Here is a 16,582-nt window from a genome sequence, read left to right on the forward strand (position 1 = left end):
GCTTTTAATAACCTTGTCTCGGAAGGCTCTCATCCGGCACCGCCGTATGGGATTCATAGGCCTTGACGATCCGGGCCACCATCGGGTGACGGACAACGTCAACGTCCTTGAAGCGCACGACAGAGACGCCTTCGACGTCGCCGAGAATCTGCAACGCCTCGACAAGCCCGGATTTCACGCCGCGCGGAAGGTCCACCTGGCTTGGGTCGCCGGTCACGATCATGCGGCCGTTCTCACCAAGACGGGTCAGAAACATCTTCATTTGCATCGTCGTGGTGTTCTGCGCCTCGTCGAGAATGACGGCAGCGTTTGCCAGCGTGCGGCCACGCATAAAGGCGAGCGGCGCGATTTCGATGACGCCTGCCTGGATGGCACGCTCCACCTTGTCGCCCGGCATCATGTCGTAAAGCGCGTCATAAAGCGGACGAAGATAGGGATCGACCTTTTCCTTCATATCGCCCGGCAGAAAGCCGAGGCGCTCGCCCGCCTCGACGGCAGGACGAGACAGAACGATGCGATCCACCGCACCACGCTCCAGAAGCTGGGCGGCATGGGCGACAGCCAGATAGGTCTTGCCGGTACCGGCCGGGCCGACACCGAAGACGAGTTCCGATTGTTCCAGCGCGCGCATATAGACATCCTGGGTCGGAGTCCGCGCTGCAATGGTCTTCTTGCGGGTAGAAATCTGGGCCATCGACACCTTGGCTTTACGCTCCATCGTCGGCAGGGTCAGTTGGTCGTCTGCTGCGACCGCCATGCGGATTGCACCTTCGACATCGGAAAGCTCGGCAGTACCGCCCTTCAACAGTCGCTCATAGAGGAAATCCAGCGCGCGGCGTGCCTGGTTCGTGGCCACCACATCACCTGTAATCGCCACCGAATTGCCGCGCGGGCGGGCATCGATGTTGAGCCGTTGCTCCAGCAATTTCAGGTTTTGATCGAACTGACCGAATAGCTCTCCAGCTATTCTGTTATTCTCGAACGTGAGGACGAAGTGATTGGCGTCGGTCGCGGGTGAGCGTGGCTGGCGCGATGATGGTGAGACCAATTCGTGTGCGTTCAAGCGGTCAGGCTCCTGTCCGAGGTCAGTTCCGGTTCCCAACTCTAACTCTATGCCACCTCGGCAAACAAGCTGTTTGGACCGGTCGCGGTGATTCGTACATGAATAATGTCACCGATTTTCATGTCGTTTGCATCAAGATTCACAGACTGCAGCCAGGGAGAGCGACCGATCAGCTGTCCGGGCATCCGGCCAGGCTTTTCCAGCAACACATCCATAGTCTTTCCAACGAGCGACTGGGCAAATTCGTTCTGCTGTTTCAAGAGCAGCGCCTGCAATCTTTCCAGCCGTTCGGCCTTCACATCTTCCGGCACCTGATCGGTCAGATCGGCGCCGGGCGTGCCTGGGCGCGTCGAATATTTGAACGAGAAGGCCTGCGCGTATTTCACCGCTTCCACGATAGCGAGCGTGTCTTCAAAATCCTGATCCGTCTCGCCGGGGAAGCCGACAATAAAATCCCCCGACATGGCAATATCAGGGCGGGCACTGCGGATTCTTTCGACAAGTCGCAAATATTCGGCACCCGTATGGCGGCGGTTCATTGCCTTCAATATACGGTCGGACCCTGCCTGAACCGGCAGATGCAGATAGGGCATCAGCGCGCGCAGATCACGATGCGCCTCGATCAGGCGATCGTCCATGTCACGCGGGTGGCTTGTCGTGTAACGCAAGCGCGCAAGCCCGGGAATTTCGGCCAGGCGATAGAGAAGCTCTGCAAGTCCCCACTGCTCGCCCTTCGGACCAGTCGAGCGCCAAGCGTTGACGTTCTGCCCAAGCAGGGTGATCTCCCGTACGCCAGCGTCGACAAGCTTCATCGCCTCGTCGAGGATCTGACTGACCGGTCTGGAGACCTCGGAGCCACGCGTGTAAGGCACCACACAGAAGGTGCAAAATTTGTCGCAGCCTTCCTGGACGGTGAGGAAGGCGGTCACGCCGCGCGAGCGCAACTTTGCCTTTTCGGCCACCGGTAGATGCTCGAACTTGTCTTCGACCGCATAGTCGGTCTCGATCACCCGCTCACCCTCGCGAACGCGAGCAAGCGCCTGCGGCAGGCGATGATAGGTCTGCGGGCCGATAACGACATCGACGGCAGGCGCACGGCGAAGGATCTCTTCACCTTCCGCCTGGGCCACACATCCGGCAACGCCGATGACAAACTCGCGCCCTTCTTCCTCGCGCGACTTCTTCATGTCGCGCAGACGGCCAAGTGCCGAATAGACCTTTTCCGCTGCCTTTTCACGGATGTGACAGGTGTTCAGCAGAACCAGATCAGCCTCGCCCATGTCTTCGGTCTGAACGTAGCCATCCTTTGCCAGAGCATCGCTCATGCGCACGGAGTCGTAGACATTCATCTGGCAGCCATAGGTCTTGATGAAGACCTTGCGGCTGTTGGCTGCGTGGGCCATAGCGGTCGGGGTGGCGTCGAGGCCAAGCGTATCCTGGGTCATGGCGCGTATCTAATGATTTTCAGCCACCAGTTAAATAGAAAAATGCGCAAATACGGGCTATCTCGGCTTTCGCCATCCCCCGCGCAGGCTGAAATTCAACATGGTACGAAGAGCCGTGGTCGCTTCGATACTCAACGCCTTGCGGTTGTCGCCCTTTCGAAAGGGGATCGCTTCGCCGAATGTGACATCAACCTCTATAGCGCCAGCCTTGACCAGGCCAATGAGCGACGGCAACAGGCCGATGCTTCCCGGCCACGCCGCCACCGGCCTGTGGTAACGCCCCATCGCCATACCCTGAATGCCGGTATAGGCGATCGCGACCGGTTGGACATGGACGAGTTGGCTGGGTACCTGGTCCGCAGCACTCGATGCTGCACCAAACAGCGAAGACTTGATTGGCAGAAGCCGATTGCCGTCAGAGGTCGTGCCCTCCGGAAAGAGCACGATGATCTCGCCACCCGCAAGCCTCTCGGCAATCTCGCTGACCTGTGCACCGGTGCTGCGCTTTTGCTCTCTCGTGACGAAGACGGTTTTCTGCAGACGCGCCAGTTTGCCGAAAATCGGCCAATCGCGCACTTCGGTCTTTGCAATGAAGGCAACATCGGCAACGCTGCCCAGCACCAATATGTCCTTCCAGGAGACGTGATTGGCAATCAGCAATAAAGGTCGTTCAGTCTCGAGGCCACCATGGACATGAACTCTGATGCCGATTGAGCGACAGGCAACCCTGTGCCAAAGGCGCGGTATCCTGCGACGGATCGGCCAGTCAAACCAAAGGCCAAGGAGCTGCAAGGGCAACAACACCAAGGTGACGACGCAGAGAATGAAAACCGCACAGGCAATCCGAAGCCACGTCATCGCCGCATTCGCTCCGTGGCCATGGGTGGTTGCCTCAACGCTCTTCGGGTTTCATCGGAACGCCGTAGAGTTCAAGCCGGTGATCGACGAGCTTGAAGCCGTGCTCGCGAGCGATCTTTTCCTGCAGCGCCTCGATCTCGGCGGACCGGAACTCGATGACCACACCATTCTTCAGGTCAATCAGATGGTCGTGGTGCTCTTCCGGCACGGTCTCGTAGCGAGAACGTCCATCGCGAAAATCGTGGCGCTCGATGATGCCGGCGTCCTCAAACAGCTTGACGGTGCGATAGACGGTCGAGATAGAAATCTTCGGATCGACCGCAGAAGAGCGGCGATAAAGCTCCTCGACGTCCGGGTGGTCTTCCGATTCCTGAAGAACGCGAGCGATGACGCGCCGCTGGTCGGTCATGCGCATGCCGCGCTCCGCGCAGATGTCTTCAAGGGTTTTCGAAAGGTCTACCACGATATCAGGCCTTTAGATGCGTCGTTGGTCTGCCATAGGGGCGGCAGAGAGTCTCAGTGTCATCGGAACTATCGAAGATCGCGACGCATGACAAGCGCTGTGGATTTTGTCCCGTCTTTGGCGGTGTAATAGGCCTTGCGCTCCGCAACTGTCTTGAAGCCCAGTTTGCGGTAGAGGTGCACGGCCGGAGCGTTGCCTCCGTCGACCTCCAGAAACATGGTCTCGGCGCCGCGCATCTCGGCCTCGCGCATAGCGGCCTGCATCAGGCGCCAGCCAAGCCCTTCACCCGAAAATTTGTCGCTGACGGCAACGGTCAGAATTTCAGCCTCGCCGCCCGCCTCACGCGACAGGACGAAGCCGCCGAGCGGCTGGCTGAAGAAGGCGTTGGTTTGACGCGCGACCGCGCCGAAGACACTGTTCTGCGACAAGAGGCTGGAAAATTCGCCCTCGCTCCATGCCTGAGGGAAACGGGACGTATGGAGCTCGGCAACATCGGCGCAGTCAGCATGCGCCATCGGCACGATCTCGAAAAAGGGTTTCCAGCTCAAATAGTCGTCGAACATTGCAGGGAATCATCCACCTCGAATGCAAGATGGCTACAGCATCGATGCGCAAATCGGAATCGATTTTCGACCGGGAAAGAAGCAGTCGTTCAGGTGGGCGACAGGCGCTCCAGCGCAAATCCCGACTGCGGGCGCGCATCCGGGCCACGCAGATAAAGCGGTGCAGGCTTTGGCTGTTGCGCGGGTTTCGTTGCAGCAACGCGCGCGACGGTAGCGATCGGAAAATGATCCGGACCTGATCCCGCCTCCTCACCGGCAAAGAGCGGTGCTGCGGAGCCTATGATCGCGCCATCGAAGCCGGCAAGCGATTGTCTGGCGTCATCGACAGATACCAGCATGGCCTCGGTGAGAGGTGCGCCATCGGCTGCGAAAATCTGCAGATAGCACTCGCCGCGTTTGGCATCGAGACCGACCGCAACAGGTTGGCCGGGCCGCTGCCGCAGATGATCAGCGGCAAGCGTCTCAAGCGTCGTAATCCCGACCGCCTCGACATCAAGCGAGAGCGCAAAGCCGCGTGCGGCTGCAACACCCACGCGAATGCCGGTGAAGGAACCGGGACCGATGGTAACGGCGAGACGCTCGACAGCGTTGAGCATCAGACCAGCCTTGGAAAGCGCGCCGTCGATGATGCCCATGAGCAACTCGGCATGTCCCTTGCCGATGTTTTCCGTCACTTCACCGAGAATGGTCTCGTCGACGCTGTCGTAGACACAGGCCGCGCAATCCACACCGGATGTATCGATGGAGAGAATAATCATCTGAAAAGCCGGACCTTATGCCTGTGCAGAGCGAAAGCCACGAGCGAGACGAACGAGGCTTGCGGCGACGCCGCTAATGAGTAGAGGCGCAGTCACGCGCCTCCTCTCATGATTGATCTATTGGCTCAGCTGTCTATCAAACAGCCTCGACCTCTTGCACTTCCGGCACAAAGTGACGGAGCAGATTCTGCACGCCATGCTTGAGGGTTGCTGTGGACGATGGGCAGCCGGAGCAAGCACCCTTCATGTTGAGGAAGACGGTGCCATCGCGAAAACCGCGGAAGGTGATGTCGCCACCATCCTGCGCCACAGCCGGGCGAACGCGGGTTTCCAGAAGTTCCTTGATAGTTGCAACGATTGTCTCGTCACCCTCTTCGAAGAACTCTTCTTCCTCGTCTGAAATCTCGGCATGAATGGCCGTGCCCATCAGCAGGCGGCCGGACATGAAGTGCTCCATGATCGAGCCGAGGATTGCTGGCTTCAGGTGCTGCCACTCGGCGCCGTCCTTGGTGACTGTGATGAAATCGAAACCGTAATAGACACCGGTAACGCCTGGGATCTCAAACAGCGTTGCTGCGAGCGGCGAGGACTGCGCCTGCCCAGCGCTCAAGAATTCCGCAGTGCCGCTTTCCAGAACCACCCTTCCCGGCAGGAACTTCAGCGTCGACGGGTTTGGCGTGGATTCCGTTTGAATGAACATTTCGATCTCCTTCGAGGCAAGGCCTCGGATCGGGGCATCACAGCCCCGTAATTTAGAATGTTTCCAAAATATGCCGGACGAAGAGCGACTTCAAGCCCTGACATGACAATCCCGTTCAAGAAATCTTCACCCCTCTTCTACACCCGTTTTCGTCAAAGCCGAACAGGTTTCTTCCGTGACGAAGGGCTTGCGGATCGCAGTCAGCAGAGAGCGTCGATTTCCTCATCCGTTAGCGTATCCGGCAGAACCGTGACCGGGATTGGGAATGCGGCGCCGCGTCCGGCAATGGACGAGACGAGCGGACCTGGACCGTCCTTGGTGGAGCCAGCGGCGAGCACGAGGATGGCAATGTCGCGATCTTCTTCAATCAGCCCATGGATTTGCTCGGCAGCATTGCCTTCACGGATCACCGCCTCTGGCTCAATGCCGACCGTCTCGCGCACGCGCTGTGCGACCTTTGCGAGCGATGCTTCGGCCTCTTCGCGAGCTTCGGCGCGCATGATCTGCTCGACGCCGAGCCATTGCTGGAAATCCCCCTCCGGGATGACGAAGAGCAACACAAGAGCACCATTGGAGTTCTTGGCGCGACGACCGGCATAATGCACCGCTCTTTCGCATTCCGGTGTGCCATCGATGACCACCAGGAATTTTCGCCGGTGCCCCTCCAGGCGCGACAGCCGTTTTGAAACCATTCAGCACTCCCTATATCCGCCGTGGCATGAAGCGCCGCCCGCCGGTTCGCGCGGAGCTTATCGCATCACGATTAAAAGCGGAATCGATTTTCCCTGATCAAAACCACGCCTCGTCAACTGACGAGGAGCAGCGAAATCAGCGCAGGAAGCCGATGATGTCGCGGACTTCGTCCATCGTCTTTTGCGCGATGGCACCAGCACGCTCGCCACCATCCTTCAGGATCGCGTCGATATGGCTGACGTCGTCCAGAAGACGGCGCATCTCGCTGTTGATCGGCGCGAGCACGTTAACGGCAAGATCGACGAGCGCCGGCTTGAACGCCGAAAACTGCTGACCGCCGAATTCGGCAAGAACATCCGCCTTCGTCTTGTCGGAGAGGGCCGCGTAGATGCCAACAAGGTTTTCGGCCTCGGCACGACCCTTCAGACCGTCCACCTCGCTTGGCAGCGCGTCAGGGTCAGTCTTGGCCTTCTTGATCTTTTTGGAGATCGCATCGACATCGTCCATCAGGTTGATGCGCGACAGGTCCGAGGGATCGGACTTCGACATCTTCTTGGTGCCGTCCTTCAGGGACATGACACGCGGTGCCGGACCGCCGATTAGCGGTTCGACCATCGGGAAATAGGCGTGAACCGGTTCGTCGCCCACGGTGATGTCAACGCCAAGACCAGCCTTGCGGATATGATCGCCGAAATCGATGTTGAACTTCTGAGCGATGTCACGGGCCAGTTCAAGATGCTGCTTCTGGTCGTCACCGACCGGAACATGGGTTGCGCGATACACCAGGATGTCGGCCGCCATCAGGCTCGGATAGGCCAGCAGTCCCAGCGAGACCTGCTCGGAGTTCTTACCGGACTTGTCCTTGAACTGGGTCATGCGCTCCATCCAGCCGATGCGCGCAACGCAGTTGAACACCCAGGCGAGCTCGGCATGCTGCGGCACCGCCGACTGGTTGAAAACGATATGCTTGACCGGATCAATGCCTGCCGCAATGAAGGCGGCAGCAATCGAACGAGTCTGCGCCTTCAGGTCGGCATGGACGAGCTGCGCAGTGATGGCATGCATGTCGACGACGCAATAGATGCAGTCATTGTCTTCCTGCAAGGCGACGAACTTGCGGATGGCGCCGAGATAGTTGCCAAGGTGGAGATTGCCGGTGGGCTGAACCCCGGAGAAAACCAGCGGCTTGAATGCGTTCATGATCGTCCTCGAAAAGGCTTGTGGAGGGCCTTGCCCCGCGCTGTGATGTGGCCCGCGCTTATGCACCCGGAACCCGTTGCAATCAAGGGGTTTCAGAGGCTGGCTGCAGCAGGTCCCATTTGTTGCCATAGAGGTCTTCGAAAACGGCAACGGTGCCGTAAACCTCGTGGCGCGGCTCTTCCAGAAAGCGAATGCCGTTGTCTTTCATCCGGCGAAAATCGGCGTCGAAATCATCCGTATAGAGGAAGAAACCAACCCGACCGCCGGTCTGGTTGCCGATCGCGGCGGTCTGAATTTGTCCATCCGCCTGCGCCAGCAGAAGCCCACTTGCCCCATCACCTTTCGGTTTGACGACAAGCCAGCGTTTGCCGTCCGGCATCGGCTGATCCGCCAAGCATTCGAAGCCGAGCATGGCGCAGTAAAACGCCTTTGCGCGGTCGTAATCGTCCACCACCAGGGAGACGAGTGCAATGTGCCGCTGGGACGTGTAGCTGGAACTCATGGCTCGATCTCGCTTTGAACATCCGTCTTGCGCTTGCGCTTCAAGCCGCGCTTGACCATCCCGAGATTTGCGCCGCCCGAAGCGAAGGCCACGCCGAAATAGATGACCATGGCGCCGACAACGAGAGCAAGCAGCGTGCCTGCGCGGACAGCCAGATGAGAGGCGGATGACAGCTCATAGGAGAAATAGGACAGCGCGTAATGGATGGCGAATGCCATCAGACCAGCAGCCAAAAGAAGCCGCGGGATGCGCAGGAGAAGTGGGAGATCAAGCCTCCAGTGGCCGCGCCACATGAGCATGCCGAAGAGCAGAGCCGCATTGACCCAACCGGCGGAGATTTCCGCCGTGGCAATGCCCGGCCCACCGTAAGAGGGGAAAAGTGTCAGTGCCAGCGAAACGTTCACGACAACGGAAATCGCTGCAAAGATCATTGGCGTACGGGTATCCTCGCGGGCGAAGAAGCCCGGAATGAAGGCCTTGATCAGAACGAAGGCCGGCAGGCCGAGGCCGTAGATGCCGAGAATTTCCGCAACAGTGACCGTAGCAGACGGCGAGAAATTGCCGCGCTCATAGAGAAAGCGGACGATCGGCTCGGCCATGACCAGGAGCGCGGCTGCGGCCGGGAGCGTCAGGAAGAGGACGAATTCTACCGACCGATTCTGCAAATTGGCCGCTTCCACCGCGTGGCCACCACGAAGCGCACGTGCCAGCTCCGGCAGAAGAACCGTCGCCACTGCAATGCCCACCACGCCAAGCGGCAGCTGGTAGATGCGGTCGGCATAGGCAAGCGACGAGATCACGCCGTTTCCGCCAGACGCAATATTGGTGTTGATCAGCAAGTTGATTTGGGTAATGCCGCCGGTAATGGCGGCGGGTAGCGCCAGGACCAGCAGGCGCTTGACGTTGCTCGTCAGTTTCGGGCGGCGAAAACCGATACGGATGCCGGCGTGACGCACCGCAACCCAAACGATGGCAAGCTGGACGAAACCTGCAGCCATGACACCCCAGGAAAGTGCGTAACCGACTTGAAGCGGATCGTATTGCTTCCACCAGGCGAGCGCCAAGACACCTATCAGAATGACATTGAGAAAGACCGGCGCGATCGCGGCAGCGAAATAGCGATGCAGTGAATTCAGCATTCCGCCCATCATCGCCGCCAGCGACATGCAGGCGAGATAGGGGAACATGATCGTGGCGAGGCGCACCGTGTTTTCAAACTTCGTCGCGTCGTCGACGAAGCCCGGGGCAATCACGGTTCTCACGAGGAACGGCATGGACAATTCCATGACGATCGTCAGTGCCATCAGCACCGTGAAGAGAACGCCGAAAACTTCCTCCGAGAAGCGCCGTGCGCCCTCCATGCCGTTAGCCTCGATCTCCTTGGCAAAAAGCGGCACGAAGGCAGAGTTGAACGCACCTTCGGCAAATAGCCGACGGAAGGTGTTGGGAAAACGAAACGCCGCGTTGAAAGCATCCGCTACCGGCCCGGTACCAACGGCTGCGGCCATCAGCATTTCACGGATGAAGCCGAACAGGCGGCTTCCGAGCGTCGCGCCGCCGACGGTGGCGAATTTGCCGATCAAACTCATATTCTGTTCAAGCCTTTGCGGTGCGCGCAGCAGGAAGGGCTGCAACATCCGGATGCGCGATGATGCCGGATGGCATGCGATCACGCAGTTCATCTTCCTGCTCGGCCATCACGGCCTTCAGCCGCAGCGCGATGTTGGATTGGCGGTTTTCGGTCATCACCTTTTGGCCGAAGAGATCGGTGACGTAGAAGGTATCGATGACCTTTTCGCCGAACGTAGTGATGCGGGCCGACGCGATATCGAGCGACAAATCCGCAAGCACAGCCGTCATGTCCGCAAGCAGGCCGGGACGGTCAAGGCACTCCACCTCGATGACGGTGAACTTGTTGGAAAGCCCGTTGGAAATCGTCACCGATGGCGGGATGTTGAAAGTCTTGCTCTTCTTGCGGCTCTTGGTGCGGGTCGCAATGATTTCCGGCAGACGTTTCTTGCCTGCCAAGACTTCCTCGATCAGCTTGCCGATATTGGTGGCACGGCGCGTTTCATCCTCGTCAATCGGAAATTCCCGGTTGATCAGGATGGTGTCGAGTGCGCGGCCATCAGACGTCGTGAAAATCTGGGCGTCGGCGATGTTGGCGCCGGCAGCCGAGCATGCGCCTGTAATGATCGACAACAGACGCGGATGGTCGGGTGCAAGAACCGTGATTTCGGTGATGGCGTGGAAGGAATGGGTGCGGGCCATTGTTGCCAGCGCCTTTTCCTGCTTGTCGGCCTCACGCAGGAAGCGGGTGTGGCGGATCTGGTCTTCCAGCGCAACCGAGAGAAGATAGGCATCGTAATGCAGGTTGATGTATTTGCGCCGTGCCTTCTGGCCCCAGTCGTCCAGCGCATCATGAAGACGCTGGCGAGCGATCCTGGCGCGTTCCTTTCGCGAGCTTTCGGAAAAGCCGCCAGAGAGAAGAAGCTCGGTTTCGTAATAGAGCGTGCGCAGCAACTGCCCCTTCCAGCCGTTCCAGACATCCGGACCAACGGCGCGGATATCGCAGACGGTGAGGATCAGGAGCATCTTCAGACGCTCCATCGATTGCACCTTGTCAGCAAAATCGGTGATCGTCTTTCGGTCGTGCAGATCGCGCGTCTGCGCCACCATCGACATCAACAGGTGTTGTTCGATCAGCCACATCACCGTTTCGGTCTGCTTGGTGGAGAGACGGAAGCGCTGGCAGAGCTTGCGGGCCACGCGTGCGCCGGCGATGGAGTGATCCTCCTGCCTGCCCTTTGCCACGTCGTGGAGCAGAACCGCCACATAGAGCGCGTCGCGGTCTTCAATCGCCGGCATCAACTGGTTGACCAGCGGATGAGTATCGATCGCCTGCCCCTTTTCAATCTCGGACAGGATAGCCACGGAGCGGATCAGATGTTCATCGACGGTGTAGTGGTGATACATGTTGAACTGCATCATCGCGACGATCTTGCCGAATTCGGGAATGAACTTGCCAAGAACGCCAGCCTCGTTCATCCGCCGCAGCGTCAGTGCCGGGTCGCGTTTCGATGTGAGGATCGCAAGAAACAGCCGGTTGGCTTCCTCATTTTCGCGAAGTTCGTGATTGATGAGGCCAAGCGAGCGGGTGACGACGCGAAGCGCATCCGGGTGCAGTTCGAGATTGTTGATGTCGGCTACATGGAAGAGCCGGATCAGGCTGACCGGATCGTTGCGAAAGACATCGGCATTGGCCAGCGCGATGCGACCGCGGTCTTCGACAAATTCGCTCGAGCCAGGGATCTTGCGAAGACGATGGGCAAAACGGCTGAGAACGCCGGACAGTCCCGGCACGTCCTTGGCCTGTCGATCTTCAAGGGCGGCGCAGAGAATACGCGTCAGATCGCCGACATCCTTGGCTACGAGAAAATAATGCTTCATGAAGCGCTCGACGGCCGAAAGCCCGGGGCGCGGCTGGTAGTTCAGCGCAGCGGCAATATCTCGCTGGATATCGAAGGAAAGCCGCTCTTCCGCCTTACCGGTGATGAAGTGCATCTGGCAGCGCACCGCCCAGAGAAAATCATCGGCTTTTTCGAAGAGCTTCAACTCGCTTCTGGAAAGAACGCCGAGCTTCACCAGTTCAGCCGTGTCGCGCACATGGTAGTAATATTTGGCGATCCAGAACAGCGTGTGGAGATCGCGCAAGCCTCCCTTGCCCTCCTTGACGTTCGGCTCGACCAGATAGCGTGTGTCGCCAGCCTTGCGGTGGCGCTGGTCGCGCTCGGCAAGCTTGGCGGCGATAAATTCCGGGCCGCTGTTGGTGACGACTTCGGTTTCGAAGCGACGCTCCAGCTCGTCGGCGAGAGGCTTCTTTCCGCAGATCGGGCGCATTTCGAGAATGGCAGTACGAATGGTCATATCCGCCTTGGACAGCTTGATGCACTCGTCCACGGTGCGGGTCGCGTGGCCGACCTTAAACCCGACATCCCAGAGAATATAGAGAATGAACTCGATCGCCTTGTGCATGTCCGGCGTATTCTTGAGCGGCAGCAGGAACAGGAGATCGATATCCGACCCAGGCGCCAGCGTGCCGCGCCCATAGCCGCCGACGGCCGTGATGGCGATGCTTGGCGCGTCCTTTGGATAGACATACTGGCAGGCGAGATCGTAGAGCACTTCGATCAGTCGGTCCTGCAGCCAGGAGATACGTCTGGCGCAGTCAATACCGCCGCCTTCGGACTCGAGAAGATCGCGCGCCACCTGACGTCCGTCACTGCTTGCCTTCTTGAAGATCGGAAGAAGGTCGGAGCGCACATCCGAAACGCGCTTTCCATCGCCTTGAAAGACGAGATCGCATTCATGCTTCAGTGCTGCGACATCCAGTATCGCGGAGAAATCCAGGTCCTTAGAGGCCATTGAGCCGATATCCATTCCATGCGTCTTGCGCTGCTGGCACAGCGCTATAGCGATTTTTAGGCCGAATGGACAGGCACTCTACGCATCAAGCGTTGCCAAGTTGTTTCTTGAGCGCGTAGAGCGCATCCAGCGCCTCGCGCGGGGTCATCTCATCCGGGTTCAGCGCCTTCAACGCCTGGTCCACCTTCGAGTTGCCCCCAGCATTCGCCGCTTCGCGCCGCACCGCGACCTGAAAGAGCGGCAGATCGTCGATCAACTGGCTTGCCGGGTTTTTGCGATCGGCATCTTCGAGTTGGTTCAGCACCTCGCGCGCACGTTCGACAACCGCGGCAGGAAGCCCCGCAAGCCGTGCCACCTGTATGCCATAGGAGCGATCGGCCGCGCCCGGTCCGACCTCGTGCAGGAAGATCACATCGCCTTCCCATTCCCGCACCTTCATGGTGACGTTGGAGAGGCGACCGAGCTTTTCGGACAGCACCGTCAGTTCATGGAAGTGGGTGGCGAAAAGGCCGCGGCAGCGATTGACCTCATGCAGATGCTCCACCGTCGCCCACGCGATCGACAAGCCGTCGAAAGTGGCGGTCCCGCGCCCGATCTCATCGAGAATAACGAGCGAACGCTCCGTCGCCTGATTGAGGATCGCCGCCGTCTCGACCATTTCGACCATGAAGGTGGAGCGGCCACGGGCAAGATCGTCAGAGGCACCGACACGCGAGAAAAGCCGGTCGACAATGCCGATATGGGCAGCCTCTGCCGGAACGAACGACCCGATTTGGGCGAGGATGGCGATCAATGCATTCTGGCGCAGGAAGGTAGACTTACCGCCCATATTCGGACCGGTCAGCATCCAGATCGCGCCGTTGCGATTGCCGTTAAAGGCTGAAAGATCGCAGTTGTTGGCGATGAAAGGCCCGCTGGACTGACGGCGCAGCGCCTGCTCGACAACCGGGTGCCGCCCGCCACGGATGGCAAAGGTCATGGAGCCATCGACCACCGGGCGGCAATAGGCCTGTTCGGATGCCAGATGTGCAAGGCTCGTCGCCACGTCTATGGCGGCAAGCGACAGCGCGCCTGCCTTTATGGCTTCGGCCTCGGCCACCACCGCCTGGACCATCCGGTCGAAAGCCTGCAACTCCATGGTCAATGCCTGGGCTGCGGCATTGGCGATGCGGCTTTCCAGATCGGCAAGTTCGGTGGTGGTAAAGCGCATGGCGCCTGCCATGGTCTGGCGGTGAATGAAGCGCGCCTTGGCCTCGTCGCTACCGGTCATCACATCGGCATTGCCCGCCGTCACCTCGATGAAGTAGCCGAGCACATTGTTGTGCTTGATCTTCAGCGACTTGATGCCGGTCTCTTCTGCATATTGCAGTTGCAGCCCGGCAATGACGCGGCGCGACTGGTCGCGCAGCGCCCGCACTTCGTCGAGTTCAGGGTTCGAACCTTCCCGGACGAAACCGCCATCGCGCTTGAGAAGCGGCAGGTCGTCCGCCAACATCTCCGATAGCATGGCTTCGAGCGAGGCTGGCAAGGCTTTGAGATCGGCAAGTGCCTGCGCCAACTCGTCCGGCAACAGTCCCTGATCAAGCAACCGACCGACGATCGCGGCAGCGGAAAGTCCCAGGCGGATTGCGCCCAGATCCCGCGGGCCGCCACGGTCGAGCGCCAGTCGCGATAGTGCGCGCGGCATGTCTGCCACTTGTTTCAACGCGTCGCGCAGGCCATCGCTGAGAGACACATCGTCAAGCAGATAGGCCACCGCGTCGAGACGGGCATTGATCCGTTCAGGATCGGTCAGCGGCGACATCAACCGTTCCGCCAGAAGCCGCGCACCGCCGCCAGTCACCGTGCGGTTGATCGCCTGCAAGAGCGATCCGTCGCGTTCTCCGGCAAGCGTCTTGGTCAATTCCAGATTGGCGCGGGTAGCTGGATCGATGAACAGCGTCGATGCAGAGCTTTCGCGCTCCGGCGCACCAAGCGGCGGGCGCTCGGCAATCTGGGTCTTCTCGACATAGGCGACGGCGGCGGCCGCCGCTGCCAGCTCCACTCGCGAGAAAGCTCCAAAGCCATCGAGCGTCGAGACATTGAAGTAGCGCGCGATGCGACCTTCGGCGGTCGCGCTATCAAACAGGACGGCAGGTTGAGGGACGGCCACGCGACCCAGCACATCGAAGGTTGGTCGCAATTCCTCATCATGAAACAGGCTGTCGGCGACGATCAGTTCACGCGGATCGATGCGCCAGATATCGGCTAGCAAACGTGTGAGCGTGGTCTCCGCCAACCGAAAAACGCCGGTAGAGATATCGATCCAGGCGAGCGCGAATTGTGCTTCCGAACTGCCGCGAATACGGGCGAGTGCCATGAGGTAGTTGGATTCAGTCGGCGACAGCAGCTTTTCTTCTGTCAGCGTCCCCGGTGTGACGAGGCGCACGACATCGCGCTTGACGACAGATTTCGAGCCACGCTTCTTGGCTTCCGCAGGGTCTTCCACCTGTTCGCAGACGGCGACGCGGTACCCGCGCATGATCAGCTTTTGCAGATAGTCGTCCGCCGCATGGACAGGGACGCCGCACATGGGAATATCTTGACCAAGATGCTGGCCGCGTTTGGTGAGCGTGATGCCGAGCGCGCGTGAGGCTTCCGCCGCATCGTCGAAGAACAGCTCGTAGAAATCGCCCATGCGATAGAAAAGCAGCGAACCGGGATTGTTCGCCTTGATCTCGATATACTGCTCCATCATCGGCGTTGCCGATGCGCGGCTCTCTTCGGAGATGAGCGATGCGGTGGAATGAACGTCCGTCAATGGCGTGATCGTATCTGTTTGTGGCTTAAGGAAAACAAAGCCGGAGACTACCGGCGCGGCTCTCCAAGAACAACACGCAGAACGACGAACCCACAGGAAGCTTGAGGGCGCTGACGGTATCAGCCGTTGAAGCGCTCTGCGTCACCGCCATAATAATTGATGTAGCGGCCGGCAATGGAAGAAACCGGCAGGATGACGAGCACATCCGTTGTGTTGAAGGCATGATCGACGACCGCACCGGCGCCGAACATGGCGCCAAGACGCATATAACCCTTGATCAGCGGCGGCATAGCGTTCAGGGCCCGGCGCGGATTGATCGCTTCAAGCGGCATCATATCCATCTCTCGATAGAGTTCCGGCAGTGCCTTGGCACGCCATTCACCCTTGGAGCCGCAGCTATGATGCAGGAAGGACAGCGCCAACGCATGCGCCTCCGGCTGTATGCCCGGAAAGGACGCGCAACCGATCATCGCGTCCATGCGGTGACGGACGGCGTAGGCCCAGTTCCCCTGCCAGAGAAGTTCAACGGTGCGCTTGGTGCGATACTCCGGCAGCACGCAGGAGCGTCCGAGTTCCATGAAGCGCTTGTCCGGATGGCGCGAGACGAGGCTCTCGATATCGAATTCGCTTGCCGAGTAAAAACCCTTGTTCGCCAGCGCCGTTTCCTGCCTGAGAAGGCGATAGGTGCCGACGATCTGATCTTCCGGATCGCCTTCGATAGCATTGTCGAGAACCAGAAGATGGTCGCAGACGGCGTCGAAGGCATCGATGTCGCGGCCGCGACGCATTGCCTCTGCCGGAAGCCTCGCCCCCATTTCTTCGACAAAGACACGGAAGCGAACCTGTTGGGCGGCATCGATCTCGCGTTCATTTCTTGCAAGCCGTGTTTCGAGGGAGCCGATACGGCCGAAGACGTCGGCTTCGCGCTTTTCGGCAGCCGGCAAAACAGCGCCGCCCAAGCTCGTGCCAACAATGCTGCGTTCCAGAACTTCCGAGACCATGGAGAATCGCCCCGCCACCGTTTGATCTTGGCGTCATAAATCACTTCTTGACGACAGAACAGTGACACTTAGCCGCGTAAGTGACGTTGCGTGAGTTTAATTTTCTCGTGC

The 16,582-nt window shown here is 59.3% G+C and carries 13 protein-coding genes and 1 pseudogene; all 14 read right to left on the bottom strand.

Features of this window, described 5'->3' with window-relative positions; genetic code table 11:
- Positions 1-4: 4 nt before the first annotated feature.
- Complete coding sequence (locus WKI41_RS12950) at positions 5-1,063, bottom strand: PhoH family protein (protein ID WP_340193917.1); 1,059 nt, start codon at positions 1,061-1,063, stop codon at positions 5-7.
- A 47-nt stretch (positions 1,064-1,110) separates the two neighbouring features.
- Positions 1,111-2,508, bottom strand: a complete 1,398-nt coding sequence (gene miaB / locus WKI41_RS12955) for a tRNA (N6-isopentenyl adenosine(37)-C2)-methylthiotransferase MiaB (RefSeq protein ID WP_340193918.1) — start codon at positions 2,506-2,508, stop codon at positions 1,111-1,113.
- A gap of 57 nt (positions 2,509-2,565) precedes the next feature.
- The gene (locus tag WKI41_RS12960) at positions 2,566-3,366 is read right to left on the bottom strand and encodes a lysophospholipid acyltransferase family protein (protein WP_340193919.1); all 801 of its coding nucleotides are present in this window, start codon (positions 3,364-3,366) and stop codon (positions 2,566-2,568) included.
- Positions 3,367-3,400: 34 nt separating this feature from the next.
- Positions 3,401-3,829, bottom strand: coding sequence for a Fur family transcriptional regulator (locus tag WKI41_RS12965; protein WP_340193920.1), 429 nt, complete (start codon positions 3,827-3,829; stop codon positions 3,401-3,403).
- Between the two features lie 68 nt (positions 3,830-3,897).
- Positions 3,898-4,392, bottom strand: a complete 495-nt coding sequence (locus WKI41_RS12970; RefSeq protein ID WP_340193921.1) for a GNAT family N-acetyltransferase — start codon at positions 4,390-4,392, stop codon at positions 3,898-3,900.
- An 89-nt stretch (positions 4,393-4,481) separates the two neighbouring features.
- Positions 4,482-5,150 (bottom strand): tRNA (adenosine(37)-N6)-threonylcarbamoyltransferase complex dimerization subunit type 1 TsaB, encoded by a 669-nt coding sequence (gene tsaB, locus WKI41_RS12975; protein WP_340193922.1) that lies wholly within the window; start codon positions 5,148-5,150, stop codon positions 4,482-4,484.
- Positions 5,151-5,286: 136 nt separating this feature from the next.
- On the bottom strand, positions 5,287-5,850 hold the full coding sequence (locus WKI41_RS12980; RefSeq protein WP_340193923.1) for a NifU family protein: 564 nt from the start codon (positions 5,848-5,850) through the stop codon (positions 5,287-5,289).
- 200 nt (positions 5,851-6,050) lie between these two features.
- Entirely contained in the window at positions 6,051-6,542 is a 492-nt protein-coding gene (locus tag WKI41_RS12985; RefSeq protein ID WP_062427110.1) for a universal stress protein, read from the bottom strand.
- 136 nt (positions 6,543-6,678) lie between these two features.
- The gene (gene trpS / locus WKI41_RS12990; protein WP_340193924.1) at positions 6,679-7,743 is read right to left on the bottom strand and encodes a tryptophan--tRNA ligase; all 1,065 of its coding nucleotides are present in this window, start codon (positions 7,741-7,743) and stop codon (positions 6,679-6,681) included.
- Between the two features lie 82 nt (positions 7,744-7,825).
- Positions 7,826-8,245, bottom strand: coding sequence for a VOC family protein (locus WKI41_RS12995; protein ID WP_340193925.1), 420 nt, complete (start codon positions 8,243-8,245; stop codon positions 7,826-7,828).
- Positions 8,242-9,834, bottom strand: a complete 1,593-nt coding sequence (gene murJ, locus WKI41_RS13000; protein ID WP_340193926.1) for a murein biosynthesis integral membrane protein MurJ — start codon at positions 9,832-9,834, stop codon at positions 8,242-8,244. Before murJ ends, WKI41_RS12995 begins: the two co-directional genes overlap by 4 nt.
- A 7-nt stretch (positions 9,835-9,841) precedes the next feature.
- Positions 9,842-12,670 (bottom strand): [protein-PII] uridylyltransferase, encoded by a 2,829-nt coding sequence (locus tag WKI41_RS13005; protein ID WP_340193927.1) that lies wholly within the window; start codon positions 12,668-12,670, stop codon positions 9,842-9,844.
- Positions 12,671-12,755: 85 nt separating this feature from the next.
- Complete coding sequence (mutS, locus tag WKI41_RS13010; protein WP_425341038.1) at positions 12,756-15,407, bottom strand: DNA mismatch repair protein MutS; 2,652 nt, start codon at positions 15,405-15,407, stop codon at positions 12,756-12,758.
- Positions 15,408-15,589: 182 nt separating this feature from the next.
- Positions 15,590-16,387, bottom strand: a pseudogene (locus WKI41_RS13015) (GNAT family N-acetyltransferase); the annotation flags it as partial.
- Between the last annotated feature and the right edge of the window lie 195 nt (positions 16,388-16,582).

It is taken from the genome of Agrobacterium larrymoorei (assembly GCF_037722385.1).
GTDB classification, from domain to species: domain Bacteria; phylum Pseudomonadota; class Alphaproteobacteria; order Rhizobiales; family Rhizobiaceae; genus Agrobacterium; species Agrobacterium larrymoorei_C.

What these genes read in the sequence shown, in the direction of transcription:
- tsaB (WP_340193922.1), bottom strand. Translation starts at nt 5,150, where the DNA reads ATGATTATTCTCTCCATCGATACATCCGGTGTGGATTGCGCGGCCTGT.
- WKI41_RS12995 (WP_340193925.1), bottom strand. Translation starts at nt 8,245, where the DNA reads ATGAGTTCCAGCTACACGTCCCAGCGGCACATTGCACTCGTCTCCCTG.
- miaB (WP_340193918.1), bottom strand. Translation starts at nt 2,508, where the DNA reads ATGACCCAGGATACGCTTGGCCTCGACGCCACCCCGACCGCTATGGCC.
- WKI41_RS12980 (WP_340193923.1), bottom strand. Translation starts at nt 5,850, where the DNA reads ATGTTCATTCAAACGGAATCCACGCCAAACCCGTCGACGCTGAAGTTC.
- mutS (WP_425341038.1), bottom strand. Translation starts at nt 15,407, where the DNA reads ATGATGGAGCAGTATATCGAGATCAAGGCGAACAATCCCGGTTCGCTG.
- WKI41_RS12960 (WP_340193919.1), bottom strand. Translation starts at nt 3,366, where the DNA reads ATGACGTGGCTTCGGATTGCCTGTGCGGTTTTCATTCTCTGCGTCGTC.
- WKI41_RS12985 (WP_062427110.1), bottom strand. Translation starts at nt 6,542, where the DNA reads ATGGTTTCAAAACGGCTGTCGCGCCTGGAGGGGCACCGGCGAAAATTC.
- WKI41_RS12970 (WP_340193921.1), bottom strand. Translation starts at nt 4,392, where the DNA reads ATGTTCGACGACTATTTGAGCTGGAAACCCTTTTTCGAGATCGTGCCG.
- WKI41_RS13005 (WP_340193927.1), bottom strand. Translation starts at nt 12,670, where the DNA reads ATGGCCTCTAAGGACCTGGATTTCTCCGCGATACTGGATGTCGCAGCA.
- trpS (WP_340193924.1), bottom strand. Translation starts at nt 7,743, where the DNA reads ATGAACGCATTCAAGCCGCTGGTTTTCTCCGGGGTTCAGCCCACCGGC.
- murJ (WP_340193926.1), bottom strand. Translation starts at nt 9,834, where the DNA reads ATGAGTTTGATCGGCAAATTCGCCACCGTCGGCGGCGCGACGCTCGGA.